11 protein-coding genes are annotated in these 14,930 nt (G+C 26.8%); 6 read left to right on the top strand and 5 right to left on the bottom strand.

Annotated features, from left to right (window positions below; all coding sequences use genetic code 11):
• Positions 1–17: 17 nt before the first annotated feature.
• Positions 18–143 (bottom strand): hypothetical protein, encoded by a 126-nt coding sequence (locus METOK_RS08980; protein WP_269595631.1) that lies wholly within the window; start codon positions 141–143, stop codon positions 18–20.
• A gap of 169 nt (positions 144–312) precedes the next feature.
• On the opposite strand from METOK_RS08980, the gene METOK_RS08280 reads away from it, so the two are divergent.
• From METOK_RS08280 to METOK_RS08265, 5 genes are all read left to right on the top strand, one after another.
• Positions 313–762, top strand: coding sequence for a hypothetical protein (locus tag METOK_RS08280; RefSeq protein ID WP_013855394.1), 450 nt, complete (start codon positions 313–315; stop codon positions 760–762).
• Positions 763–925: 163 nt separating this feature from the next.
• The gene (locus METOK_RS08680; protein WP_013855393.1) at positions 926–1,069 is read left to right on the top strand and encodes a hypothetical protein; all 144 of its coding nucleotides are present in this window, start codon (positions 926–928) and stop codon (positions 1,067–1,069) included.
• 11 nt (positions 1,070–1,080) lie between these two features.
• Positions 1,081–1,440: a type II toxin-antitoxin system PemK/MazF family toxin gene (locus METOK_RS08275; RefSeq protein ID WP_013855392.1), complete on the top strand. Its 360-nt coding sequence runs from the start codon at positions 1,081–1,083 to the stop codon at positions 1,438–1,440.
• Positions 1,441–1,711: 271 nt separating this feature from the next.
• Positions 1,712–1,954, top strand: coding sequence for a DUF2683 family protein (locus METOK_RS08270; protein WP_013855391.1), 243 nt, complete (start codon positions 1,712–1,714; stop codon positions 1,952–1,954).
• Positions 1,955–1,961: 7 nt separating this feature from the next.
• Positions 1,962–2,252 carry a type II toxin-antitoxin system RelE/ParE family toxin gene (locus METOK_RS08265; protein ID WP_013855390.1) on the top strand — a complete coding sequence of 97 codons (291 nt, stop codon included), beginning with the start codon at positions 1,962–1,964 and terminating at the stop codon, positions 2,250–2,252.
• Between the two features lie 41 nt (positions 2,253–2,293).
• Here METOK_RS08265 and METOK_RS08260 read toward each other — a convergent pair whose 3' ends face one another.
• From METOK_RS08260 to METOK_RS08245, 4 genes are all read right to left on the bottom strand, one after another.
• The gene (locus METOK_RS08260; RefSeq protein WP_013855389.1) at positions 2,294–5,341 is read right to left on the bottom strand and encodes a helicase-related protein; all 3,048 of its coding nucleotides are present in this window, start codon (positions 5,339–5,341) and stop codon (positions 2,294–2,296) included.
• A 307-nt stretch (positions 5,342–5,648) separates the two neighbouring features.
• Positions 5,649–6,086 carry a hypothetical protein gene (locus METOK_RS08255; RefSeq protein ID WP_013855388.1) on the bottom strand — a complete coding sequence of 146 codons (438 nt, stop codon included), beginning with the start codon at positions 6,084–6,086 and terminating at the stop codon, positions 5,649–5,651.
• Between the two features lie 247 nt (positions 6,087–6,333).
• Complete coding sequence (locus tag METOK_RS08250; protein WP_013855387.1) at positions 6,334–9,807, bottom strand: Eco57I restriction-modification methylase domain-containing protein; 3,474 nt, start codon at positions 9,805–9,807, stop codon at positions 6,334–6,336.
• A gap of 78 nt (positions 9,808–9,885) precedes the next feature.
• Complete coding sequence (locus METOK_RS08245; protein WP_013855386.1) at positions 9,886–12,291, bottom strand: hypothetical protein; 2,406 nt, start codon at positions 12,289–12,291, stop codon at positions 9,886–9,888.
• A gap of 1,324 nt (positions 12,292–13,615) precedes the next feature.
• Between METOK_RS08245 and METOK_RS08240 the strand changes: the two genes are divergently transcribed.
• Complete coding sequence (locus METOK_RS08240) at positions 13,616–14,890, top strand: tyrosine-type recombinase/integrase (RefSeq protein WP_013855385.1); 1,275 nt, start codon at positions 13,616–13,618, stop codon at positions 14,888–14,890.
• Positions 14,891–14,930: the final 40 nt, after the last annotated feature.

Genomic DNA, 14,930 nt, shown 5'->3' with positions numbered 1-14,930 from the left:
TGATTTAATGACTTTACTCAATCATATAAAAATAGTATAATTATTTTTGGGCTGTTTATATTACTGCTATTTACAATATTTACAATCTTTACAATATCTATAATATCTATAATATTTACAATCTTTTTATAAAAATAATCCAATTCACCGTTCACAATTGTATGTTTATATATTATTATATAGACAGAGCAGTTTTAACACCAATATATACCATAGGGTTATGTTAGGTGCATAAGATAACAGGATAGATTTTTAACATAATTTTAGGGATGCATAATGGTACTATTATAATAAAACATATTTGGTTATATTATGCGTGGAAAGATTAAGAAGTGGTTAGGAATAGATAAATTAGAACATAAAGTTGATGAATTAAACAATGAAAAACTTGTCATACTGAAAACTATTGGAGAAGTAAGAAATAATATTAATTTACTTAAAAACGAGCTTAACGAGTTAAGGTTATGTAAAGATAATATTGACGATGTATGTAATAGGATTGTAGAAATTGAGAATAAATTAAACGAATTAGAAAGTTTTCATAACTCTTTGAATGTTATTAGTGCAAATGATAATAAAAACAATATTGAAGATACTATTTTAAATATAATTAGCAATGGAAAGGATGTTTGTATATCAGACCTGCTGACTTATACAAATTTAACAACTCGTGAGCTTTATAATATTCTTTCCAAACTGGAAAGTTTAGGAAAAATAAAAAGAAAGAGAAAAGGAAAAAAAGTAATTGTTGAAGGTATATAAAAAATAGAATGTTATAAGTTCAGCTATTTTTTACCAAATATTGCCTTATGAAACCTAAGGCAATGTTTTATATTGGTTACTTTATTTTCTGATTTTTAACATATTATGTATAATAGTTAAATTTATTAATAATATTAAACAAATGATTATACAGGTGAAGTATATGACTACCACTATTGAAATGCCCACCAAAAATGTAAAAAAAGAGAAACTTTCCAAAGAAGATAAATGGGTTTTAAAGATGGTTCAGCCCATTTTAGCTAAGGATTGGAATAGCAAAGAAGATGAATATTGGGATGATTATTAGGAAGGGTTAATATGGACTTTAAACAGGGAGATATTGTTCTTTTACCATTTCCTTTTGATGATTTGACTACTATTAAAAAAAGACCTGCATTAGTAGTTTCATCTAATAAATTTAATCGAATTAGTAAGACAGTTATTGTAGTCGAGATAACATCAAATGTTAATAGCGGTTTTCAAGAATTAAATGTTTTAATTGATAATAAGGATGTTGAACTTTATCCAGGAGCAAAACCAATAATACCCAGTGTTGTTAAACCGTATGTAATCTTTTCGATTAACACCGAGCTTATTATAAAGAGGATAGGTATGTTAAAGGAAAAAAAGCTGGAAGAAGTTTTTAGTAGGTTAAAACAAGTAGTGTCTTATCCATAATGGATAGTTAGCCCTATAACTTTGAGCATAATAAATAAATTGATACTTTTTTTATTTTCGTTTTGATTTATACCTTATAGTTGTATAGTCTAATTTGTAGTTATTTACTAAAAATTCCCCTTGTATACTATACATATATAGGAGCCCGATTTACTCTATTATTTTAAAGGAATTTATTTTAATATTTTATAATGTTTCATTTAAGTAATATACAAATATTAATATAATATTAATACCATATTTACATAATATAAATAAAAAGGTGGTATTTATGGTTAAGGCAATAGTAAATATTTCAGATGAAAACAATCAAATAATTAACATAATAAAGGCAAAATATAACCTTAAAGATAAAAGTGAGGCAATAAATAAGATAATAGAAGAATATACAGAATTATTATTAGAACCAGAGTTAAAACCTGATTATGTTGAGAAGATAAAGAAAATTATGGAAAGAAACAATATGGTAGAATTTGATTCTGTTGATGAGTTAAGGAGGGAGTTGGGTCTATAAATTAAAAATAGATGCGGATTTATTAAACTTATTAAAAAAGATGGCTAAAAAAGATAGAAAAAGAGTAGAAATTATTCTGAAAAAAATTGATGAAATAGTTGAAAATCCACATCACTATAAAAATTTAAGAAAACCCATGGAAGATTTTAAAAGAGTTCATATTGATAAAAGTTTTGTTTTAATATTTACTGTGGATGATAATGAAAAGAAGGTTGTATTTGTGGATTTTGCACACCATGATGAAATATATACAAATAAAAGATTATCAAATATTATGGAAAAATTACACAGAGAATAATTTTTTTATCGGAGCTCCCATAACATAGAGGTGGCATCCTGTTATACTTTGTATTTTATAACTGCAACGAGCTCAGGTTTATCCATAGTAATTTGAACATTCCTTTTATTTACTATACTGTTTAAGTCAGTAATGATTTTTAATGATTTATCATTACTTTTAAATATTTCTGGAGCCTCATTATATTCTTTTAATTTAGCAATAACCTTCTCCTTATCGGCTCTTGGTAATGTATTTATTTGTCCTTCTTTGGATATTATCCATCTTCTTAATTGATTATCTTCATTACATAACTTTTTAATTTCCCTTGTTAGTTTATCAACTCTAACCTTAGTGCCTATGAACATATTATCTATTTCATTGACTTTACTATTAATCATTTCAGTTATTATTTTAAAATCTTTATTAGTTAATGGTGATTTATATTCAATTGGATGATAACTGAGCTCCCCACAGTAATAGTTGTTACCTCTATATTTTAATACAACAAAATAATCATCTTCTTTATAATCTCTTTTTAATGAAGTGTATATAGGCTTACTGTATTTTTTATAATAAATAAGAATACTCTCTTTTGAAATATTGTATTGGTTAATATATTCCCTTAAAACATAATCCTCTTTACTAACTGCATTACCTATGCTTCTTTCCAACTCTTCAAGACCTGAGCTCGCTAATTTATTTTTATACTCTTTAATACAATTATAAACAAGTTCTCTATTTTCATCTGAAAACTTATCTATTTTTTTCTGTTCAACTGCCCAAATTAAAAACTCCAATCCAACTGTAACTGCAATATTTTCAACCCTTTCTTTTAACCTCTCACAGAGCTCTAACTCCTTGTCAATACTTTCATCAGGTTTGAAATTGTATATTTTAATATGCTTTGGGTTGTTCAATCTAATAGCACGCCCTGCCCTTTGAATTAATCTAACAGGATTATATGGTAAATCAAAGTTAATTACAACATCTGCCCTTGGAAGATTAACTCCTTCACTTAGTGTATCAGTAGTTATAAGAATATCAAATTTACCGTTGTTAAATGACTCCTGTATTTTCTTTTTATTTATTTTTCCCCCTTTATCTCCTCCATAAGCTACCCCTATATTGCTAAATCCGTTAGATTCCAATTTACTTTTAAGATATAATACTGTATCTTTTGACTCTGAAAAGATGATAGTTGGTTTGTTCTCTTTTTTAAGAATATTGATTAATACTCTAACCTTGTCATCTTTTTTTAATAGATTTTCTATACTATTTACTCGTTCCAGCATGATTTTAGTGATTTCAATATCATTTTTAATATTGTTCATTATTGTCTTTTTTATGTCGTCATCTAAGCTACTATATGTAGAATATATTGTTTCTAACCTATCCTTAGGGAATAATTTTTCTATATCTGGGGTGGTTACTAACTTATTATGATTTATACACTCAAAAGCATTTAGTAAATACTCATTTCTTTCAATATATTTCTTTAAACTCTTTTTAAAAGCATAAATACTGCTTTCTAATCGTTTATATAACCTCCATTTATACCAAAAGAGAAGATATTTATCTTCCTTATATCCTTCTTCATCCCATAATTTAGCATATTCAAAATTCAAATGTTCTAAATAATTTACAACCCTATCAAAAACTGCCTTAACGATGTCCTTATTATAACTATATTCTACTGGCTGAACCTCTGGCATTTCAAAGTTGTCAATACCTGCAATCTTAATTAAATCGTCCTTAAAGTGATTAATTACATCAATCCATTCTATTCTTACAGTGAATTCCTTAATCAAATCTCTAACTGTGGTGACGGCATTTATTGTATCCTTATTTTTAATATATTTTTTAGCGGTGTTTATTTTGGTTAATATCCCCATGTTTTCAAATTTACTATTATATGAGGGCTTTAAGGTAAATAATTCAATCAAACTAATGTAATTATCCAACGAAGTGTTAATAGGTGTCGCAGATAATAGTAATGTATGAATATTTTGGTTAATTTTTATAACTTCATCTAAATTTTTTCTTCTGTTGGAGCTCCTATTCCTAAAATTGTGAGCCTCATCTATGATTATTAAATCGTAATTCTTGTTATAATTGTAAGGTTTAAAGTCTTTACTCTGTAATACACCCATTGATAATAAATCTACATCCTTGTATGGATTTAACCCTACCTTTTTTAATATTCCTATCCATTGGTGTTTTATATTTGGTGGATGAATTATCAATACTTTTTTATTCATTTCATTGTAGTATTTTGATATGGCACATGCTACATCTGTTTTCCCCAGCCCAACAGAATTTGCTAAGATACAACCTCCATAATTGTGGAGTTTTTCTAAACAGTAATAATAACTCATCTTTTGAAATTCTGCTAAATATTCAATTTCTAATGATGGGTTTGATAGCAGGTATTCTTTATCCATTATTTTTAATAGATTACAAAAAAACTCCTTCGGTGGAAGGTAAAATGCTTTGGTAGTTGCTCCCTGTTTAATAATGTCTATTGTTTTTAACTCTTCTAATTCATCAGTCCCTTTTTTCCATAATTCGTTAAAAAATATTTCATAGTTTTCTCTTTCAATATTTGATGCTCCTGTTGGAACTACCAACTCTATATTGTTGGTTAGTCCTGCTCTTGTAAGGTTTGCACTCCCTGCATAAACATCTTCTATGATATTGTTTGCCTTAAAAATATACATCTTACTGTGAAATCGTTTATCCGTGTAAATTTTAAATTGAAATATATTTTTATTGTGTAATTCTTTTAAAAATAGGTAATCTTCATTAGTTAGGTTTGTAGCATCATTTGTAATTAACTTTAACATCTCTTTTGTGTCTCTTGTTGTTTCCCTTCCCATTAAAAGCTTAAACTCTTTTACTAAATTTTTATCATATAATTTTCTTAAATCTTCGATTAATTCCGATAAACCATTAAAAAAGAAGAACCCCACTGCACAGTATATGGATATTTCCTTTTTATGTTTTATTGCATCCCTAATTTTTGATTTGAATAAGTTTAATACTGTATCTTCGTTAGAGACTATACCTGGTTTATTGTTATAGATAGGGATAGTTTGAAGAGATTGCATGAGCTCACCTTTAAGATTTTAATTATAAGTATATATCAAAAATTAAAAACATATATATTATTTTAAAGGGCAGTTATATGTCAGAAAATAGCAATTAGAATTAGACTAACATTATACTATGAATGTCGAAATTCTTTTGAATTATCTTCAAAGAACCATCCATATTATACCAATGTATTATACTATAAAATTAAGTTATTGAAAATATTTAGATACATACAAAGATATATTAAAATGTGGCCATATGTCTCAAAAGAAGAACTAAAAATATAAATGCTTGTATTGTCAATTTTAATACATGAAGATTTTATGGTAATTTATGCAATAAGTTGGTAACAGATGTAGCAATAGATTTAACCACTTTTACAATATCTTTTCTTTTATTAACTTTATACCTATCTCTTGCCAGTGCTATTGTGATTTCCAATTTAGATTTTAATTGTTCAAATCTCAACATCTCGTCATTATCAATCATAAATCTAGGCAACTGCCAAACTGTGGATGCCTTAACCGATATACATTGACGCAAATACCCCACCATTATTTTAGCTTCACCTTCTGAGCTCAACCCTACATCTGATGATTCGATTTTTTTAATTGTCTCATTAACCCATCTTTCAAACTCCTTAATAGGTTTATATTGATAATCCCTCAACAGCCTATCAACTTCTGGATCAATTTCTAAGGATATCTTTTTTTCTTTTTCTAAATTGGATTCTAAATAAGAAGAATCTTTTTTGTTCATTTTTTCTCCTTAATAACATTTTTCAATTTGAACTTTTCCATTCTTTACAAAAGGATTTGGCATTTTAAAAATCTTATTATTTATCTTCAATCTATCTAAATATTAGTATATATAATATATAATGATTATGGCTCGATTTTCGTTTATTTCCTATTAACTAAGCCATGAGTTCGGAATAACACATACGAACATCAGCATGCTTCAAAAAACTAAAAAAAGTTATGTATAATTATTATATATTGTAATTTTAAATGGAGTTGTTTACACATTCAATAATCTTAACCCATTTATGAGATTTTATTTTGTTAATTAACTCATTAATTTCTTTATCTTCTTTTATAGAATTATAAACTTCTTTTACTGTTTTTATATTATTTTCTTCTAATTGTTTTAATTCTTGCTCTTCTTCTGATGTTAAGTTATTTTCTAATTGCTTTTTCCAATATAGTTCAGCCCATTTATCATAATTTATTGGTTCTAAGTGCTTTGAAACTGCTTCCAATAAATATTCTTTTGGTTCATTGTATATTTTATCCTCATAGAATTTTTCTTTGAAATAGAGCTCGTATATTAAATTGTTGATTATTATATCCATAAAGTTTATTGTATCCGTATCCTCTTTTTGTTTTTTAAGAGTAAGAAATGCCAAATAATGTATCAATTCATAAAATGGAGAATATAGTTTAATCCCGCCCCTAACTTCATAGTCAGTATTTAATATATGTATTATCTCATATGGTTGTAGATTATAATACTTCTTCCCAATAATCAAATCTATCAAATCTAAATAGCCTTTTACATCACTTGTGTTAAACCTATTTCTTCCACTATCAAAAACACTAAACAATTTATCCATTGTAATATTTCTAACACATTCCAATAATTTAGCATCTTTCTTTATAGTATCTTCATTAGGTAGGGGTATAGCTTTTAAAATATCCATATTCATGTGTCTCCCATCCCCATATATCCTGAACCACCAATAGAATAATGAAGAATTCATAAACAACATAATAAAATTACTCCATACTTCTTTTACAGACATTGATTTTATTTCAGTGCTTTCATAAGGTTTTTTATCCCAAGCATTATACCAATAATTACCACTTGTCCTTATCCAAATTGTTGAACATCCAGTACCAATTACATTTTTTGCTTTATTTGTGTTTTTTAACAAAGTATCAAGAATTTTAAGATTTAATAATCCTCCAATCTTTGGCAACCTATGTTGTATATCAAATCTGTTCCCTATATCTTCATTATTTAACAATAAATATTCATTAGCTGGAGAATATTTTATATTGTTTAAATTTTTTGGCATTTCTCTAAACATCTTGCTTGTATAAAATGTCCCCCCACCATTTATTTTTTTAATTTTAGCTCTAAGTATTGATACTGATTGAGACATGCCTTCAAAAAATCTACATTTATCCCTATCAAATGATGAAATAAATATTTTTTCGAAATTTTTTCTTAAAATTTCACGAGTTTTAGATAGTTTTTTATTAAATGTTATGGCAAAGGTTATGATATATGACAAATACCCATTATTTTCCAAAACATTAATCCCTCTCTCTACAAATACTCCCGCAATTTCAGAAGTATCTGACATATAAATTTTCTCAACTATTAATTTTTCAACATTTGATAATAAATTTCCATAAGGTGGATTACCAATTACAATATCAAAACCACCATTTTTAACAATCCAACCAAAATCAATCCTCCAATGGAATGGATTTAAATTTAAAAAATCTTTTTCTGAAATTTTATCTTTTGCTTTTAATTTACTGTTAATATAATTCAAATAACAATTATTAATTACATTATAAATTTCTTTTCTGATTTCTTCTAAAATAGTTTTTAAGATTCCTGCCTTACCCCCATGACTAGTTCTATATATTAAGTATAGTAAGTGAAATGCTTCAACATAAATATCATCAAATTTCTCTCTCTTTTTTGTTCCTACTTTTTTATTAAGTAATTTCCTAACTTTTTCAATTTTCTCTTTTTCATCCTCACAAACTTTTATTAATGAATTTAATTCATTTTTCTCTTTTTCATCCTCACAAACTTTTAATGAATTTAATTTATTTAACTTTTCTTCAATTATTAATGAATTTAATTCATTTAACTTTTCTTCAATTTTTTTCCTATTAATTAAACTATCATTCTCATAGTTAGGCAAAACTAATGGTTCATCAACCCACCCAATTAATGAGTTTCCACATTTAATATTATACTCCAAGTTAGGTAAAGGTTCTAATTTAGAAGAATCATCCTTTAACTGACTTACCAACCACAACCACAATCTTAATTTAGCAATCTCAACAGCACTATTACAAATATCCACACCACATAAATTATTCACTATAATATTCTTAACTTCATCATAGGCATTATGCTTTCTAATAAATGAACCATCTTTTTCATATAATTTATTACAAATAGTATTTTTCATATTGAATAGGAGCTCCCCTGCACATACTAAGAAGTGACCACTACCACATGCTGGATCTAATATTTTAATATCATTCAAAACACTTAATGCTTTTTTTAACTCCTCTTTTGAAGCATTATCTACAAAATCATCAAAATCTTTATAATGTTTGCTAACTTCTAATTTATCAAATAAATATGGTGTAATAGTGTTTTTTGAAATATATTTAGTTATTTCCTCAGGAGTGTAAAACGCCCCTACCTTTTTTCTACCAATTTTAACCTCCTTACCAATTTCTATTTTATCCAATTCTATTTCCCCAATATTCTCCAAACCTACAACAAATTTTTCATAAACATGTCCCATTATCTCTGGCGATATGCTACCTATTGAGTCATCATCCTCTTCTGTATAATCGCCTATAACCCAATTATATTTATTTAGCGTTTCAATTAAGTTTTTAAGTCCATTGAATTTTATTTCTGTTTCATCTATATCATTAAATTTTTTTACTCGGTATAATCCACCATTTAGGTATGGGACTTTAATATCAATATCTGTATCCTTTATTGAGAAACTAAGAACAACAAAACCATTTTTATCCACATCTTCTCCGTTACCTAACCCATTAAAAAATATCTTATTTAATATATAGTGTAACCCTTCATCTCCAACGATATTCAACAGATAATTAAAGAATTCCCTTGTTCCCTTCTTGTTTAGTTTAATATTGTGGAGCTCACCTTTATATTTTATATTAATATTAATAATTCCCAACTGTGCTAAAAAGTAGAAAAATACCAACCTATCAATAAAATGCTGAGCAATGAATAATTTATCACTATCTGTGAGTGGTTCAGTTATACTTTTAGCCATTTCTAACCTATGTACCCATAAATCTTTATAAAATCTATCCATTACATCCTTAATATCAAATAATATACTTACATTATCGGGTGCAAATTTTTTTAATTTATCTTTTTTACTTTTTTTCCTATCATTTCTTAGATTATCAGAATAATAAAACCACTTAACCTCTCCCCATTTTCTAAATACCTTTATTTTATTATCTGCTGGATAGTGAAAATAAATCACATCTATTTTTGGATATTTTTCTAAAATTGCTTTTTTCAATTCATTGAGCTTATCATCATTATTTACTTCAACATAGACAATATAATTATCCATGTCAACTATAATATTGGTGCCATTTTCATCATATTCCCTTTGATTTTTAAAAAATCCCTTATCTTTTAAAAATTTGTAATCATAATTTACCATGAGCTCACCTAAAATAAGTAGTAATATATAAATATCAACATGTTAGTTCCCAACACAATAACATAAAATAAATAACATTTAAATCATCCTATATTTTCCGGGGCGTGGCTCGTCAATATAACCATCCCATTTTAACTTGGTTAATGCTTTATCCAATTCTTCTTCATCCATTCCAGATTGCTCTTTAATAGTATCGTAATCTATTGGATCACTTCCAAATATACTTGTAAGTGTTGTCATCACATAGAATACCTTATCACCACAAGGTTGTTCTTTTTTACCTGGTAGAGACATATCCCTTGATTTACCCCCTGATTCATCTCCTATTTCCACCATATTTTTTAATTTCTTAATATTTATTTTACAATTTTCTTCTTTTTCCTCTTCAATTAAGTTATAATGCTTCAATAAATTCATACATTCACTTACTTTATACAATTCTATACTTTTAACTGTCGCTTTTTCTTTTAATTCTTGGGTGTTAATCCAACCTTGTCCAATCTCACACATAGGGATGATTATATCAATTAAGTTTGAATAATCCTGTAAATCGTAATTGTAAGGTATTTCAATAAATAAACATCTTGGTATTATAGCATCAGGTCTGTTTGAGATTCTCTTCCTTGATATTTCCACGTATATTCCTTTTTCCTTCAATTTTTCAGCAAGCCACTCTTGTGTGGTTTGTTCTGGATAGTTAGTGCCATATTGTTTATTTAATGTTTTGATTAGTTTTAGCTGTCCTACCTTATTTATTGCTATTCTTTTTTTATCATCCATATAATATATTGTGTAACCATACCGCCTATATAATATATCAGTATATTCATTCAATACCTTTGTATCAGTTAAATCACAGGGGTTTTTATTATCCAAGGAGATGGTATTTATTGTGTTATTGTATATTATTTGCTCAATCATCTCTACAATATTGTCATCTTTTAGTATGTCTTGCTGGAATTCTCTTTCTGTTTCTTTTAATCTGTTTATTATTTCGTTTATTCTTTCATCAGTTAAAAAGTTAATTCCAAAACTATCAAATAGTTCTTTCAATAGTCTTAAACCAAAAATTATAAATTTATATTGTTCTTCATCGGTATCTATGCTTTCATATTGGATTATTAATTCCTGTGGATTTTTACTCATTAAAAAGTCTATGAATATCTTTTTAAGTGATAAATTCTCCTTCTCTAATTTCCTAACTACATTATTAATATTAGTTAGTTTATCATCTTCATTTAGTTTTAATACAATATTACGCCTTATAAATGCCTGCATGTCCTCGGGGCTTTTGGTTCTAATTTCATATATTGAATTTGCTGAGATTATACCGCCCATTTTAAATATATATTTCTGTCCTGTTTTTCCATATGATTTTGTATATCTTTTTTTAGTTGATATATCTTTTAACATCTGCAATACATCATTGGATATAGTTTTAGGTTCATCCAATACAAAATAACCACACCCATAGCCGTGGCATGTTCTCATAATCTGTGTTGTTGTGGTTCTATCTGACTGTATATTGGCAAAATTAAATAAGTTTGCTGTTTTAGTCTTTCCACAGTTTGAATCACCATATAATATAAGGTAGGGTGTAGTTTCATAATTAATGATAGGAATAAGGAGCGTTCCCATATAATATGCCATAGTTAAAATATTATGGTCTTTATTTAGTTTAGTTAGCTCCGTTAATAACATTCTTTTCTTATTATCATCAATGTTTATATTGGATAATTCGTGATATAGTTCCTCTGGTGTGGGTATTGCATTGTAATCATGCATCTCTGGTGCTTTTTCTACTTCCGGGAATATTATTTTATTATTATACTCTGCTAAAATTAAAGCACTTGACTTATAAATTATTCTATCCTTTAAAAACCCATACAGCATTTTTAATATTTCATACCTTATACCATCCATTTTTTTAATTATTTTAGTAGCATCTATGCTGATATATTTTTGAATGGCATATATATCGTTATTTTTATAATCTTCTACTTTTGGAACATATTTGTATGTAAAAACATTCTTAAAGTAATAATATTTATTTTTCAAAAATAAGTCTATTATCTCCTCTGCATTTTGAAATGCAAAGACTAATGTTTTATCTGAATTTTCATCTAAAATAGTATGATTATAGGTGCAAGCCCCAGTTGTCTCATTATCAATTAATTTGATATTGTTTTGCAGGTATAGTTTATACTCTTGATGATCATAAGCCAATACTAATTGCAATCCTATAATTATTTTTATATTGTGTTTATTGCTGGATGTTGCTATTTTTTGCAATTCCTCATCTAAAAAAGGATAGATTTTTCTAAGTCTCTTAAAAATAGGTTTATTAATATCACTATATGAGCCTATAAAATAGTCCATCTCATTTGTAGAGATTTCTTTTTTATATAATATATTTGTTGATTCCTTTATGTTTGTATTTTGATTAAATAGTTCCTTTGGAAAAGTATTTATAGAAGTAGCCATAGATATATCACCGTGTTTAATCACTGTGTTTAGTTGTTTAATTAATCAGTTATTTACATATACAGTAATTAATTACATACACAGTGTGTTTAGTTGTAAATATATCACCGTGTGTTAAATTAGATTGAACTATTAATTTATTGATAATTAATAAAATAAACCAATATATGGTGTTTTTCATGTAGATGCAGCCAACATCTACAATTTAATTATTTAATATATACTATTTTTACATTTTTAATATTTAAACCTTTTGCTTTTTTTCAAGCATAGGCTCCATAGCATATTTATTTTTTTAAAATAAGAATTATGCAAACATTTATATACAATAAAAACATGCTATATGAATTTTAAACGATTGCTATTTTTGAAGTTTTTTTTAGAAATTCAAAGTTTAAAATTAATATAATATACAATGTTCCAAATGTTCATTGTATGGAACATATATAAGGAACATAAAATATTATTAATTTGGCTTTTATTTATTGTTTATTCCGTTATTTTTTCTTATTTATTTTTATGTTCCAAATGTTCCAAATGTTCCAAAATATTTTGTTATAAAAATTTTTAATTAATTTTTTAATATTTTTTTTAGTATTATTATTAAATTTTTTTCTAAAAATATATACATAGAAAACACAAAAATATGGAACATTTTTTTTAACGATATATTTATCTTATTTTAGTAGTTTTATCGATGGATTATTCTTGTTTTATGTTCCATAATGTATTGGAACATTTGTGGAACATTCTATTTTAATATTATATTTTGTTAAATTTTTCATATTTATTATTACTTGTATGTTGTAATTTTTCCAATGTTTTAGCGTTTTTTTTAAAATAGAAACATTTATATACGATAAAAACATGCTATAAGGCTTTTTCCGTTAGATTTATATACTTAAATAGTGTACTTTATAATTGTATAAATATCAAATCAAAAAATTTGTTGGCGAAAAATTGAAAAGAAAAAAATAATATAAATATTAAATACAAAACTAAAGAATCTTTTGAAAAAAATCTATTTTTAAATTTAAATTTTAAAGTAGCTCCGATGATCAATGACCTTATCATATATTAATATGATAAGATGAGGGAGGAGCTGGAATGGGGACTGGAATATTCCGCCTGTTCCATGGTGCTTGTAGGCTCTGATATTGAGCCTTGTGGGTTCAAGAGTGTTTTTTATATTGTTACTACTATACTGGGGACATTAATTTAAGGGGGTATCGGTAGCGAGTAAGCCCCACTTACTCGCTGACGAGCGAAAAAAGGACTATTTTTATTATTTTGATATATTATTATATTGAAATTAAGTGATAACATGGCAAGACATAGAGCAGTAAAACACCAGTTTTTATTCGCGGTTACTAAATCCTATAAATGGAAAGCTCCAAAAAAAGAGTTAAAAAATCAATGGAGGGAGCTTGACAATCAATTAAAGACTGGCAACATAGACTATGATACGTGGGTAACTAAAAAAGCTAATATTTGGTTTATTTCGTCGAGTGGTGATTTTTTCCAAGGATACAAATGTAAAGAAAGTTATAAAGAATCACTTCAAAAATTTGCAAAACTGTTTGGTGACTGGATTCAAAAAACTTATGGCATAAAATACATTAAGGATATAACACCTGAGATGGCTCAAAAATTCCTTGAAACAAAAGCAAAAGAAGGGGTGCATTATAGCACATTGAGGAAATACACTGCAATGATAAAAGCCCTTGCTCTGGCTTCACAAAAATCCTTTAATAAAGATTTGAATAATCCAAGCTACATTTTTAATTTTGCAAAAGGGATTCATGTTCCTATTGACGCTGTTAGATGTGAAGATAGGACTATGAGAATAGATCCCGCTCACTATGAAAAAATAATAAACAGTGATTTTTTTAGAAATTCCAAATCAACTGCTAAAATAGGTATTCCCTTAGCTCGTCACTTTGGTCTTCGTGTATCTGAGTTGTCACGATTGTGTTATAATGATATTGCCATGAGTTTTGACGAAATACCTCAAAAATTACAAAAGTTTGTAATTGACAAATCCCCTTATGATGCATACCTTATAATTAGGAAGGGCAAAGGTGGAGTTTATAGGGTTATCCCTGCACTGTCAAAAGAAGAATATATTTTATTAAGTGATATTAAAAAAGAATGTATTTCCAAAGATATAAATAAAAATAATTGGATTATCCCTGTTAAAAGAGGAGCAATTAATAAGTTTTTTCGAGAATGTTTAAAAAGGAATGATTTAAGTTATTATATAGATCATAAAATTAGCATCCATGGACTTAGAAAACTTCGAGCATCGGAACTATTCCTGCAAAAATTAGGTGATTATTACCTGGTTGAAGAAATAGGAAATGAAAAAGAAAAAATATATTATACACTAAAAAAAGCTGGAAAATATGTGGATCGATACTTAGGACATGAGACTTCCACAAAAGCCAAAGCTAATCAAGATACTATGAGAATGAAATTGGTAAGAAGATACCAAATTGATGTTATTTCACCAGAGGATATAGCTTCCCGATTGTCTGAATGCGGTGCAGATTATAATAAGGCTTTGAGTATTGTTAATGAAATTTTATCGGAGCTCTAAAATCCATATTATAAAACCATAAAAATCATTCATTAAATTG

It is taken from the genome of Methanothermococcus okinawensis IH1, from assembly GCF_000179575.2.
Lineage (GTDB): Archaea > AGJL01 > Methanococci > Methanococcales > Methanococcaceae > Methanofervidicoccus > Methanofervidicoccus okinawensis.
The sequence above is the reverse complement of the archived record's forward strand: the minus strand, read 5'-3'. Positions and strand labels throughout refer to the sequence as shown.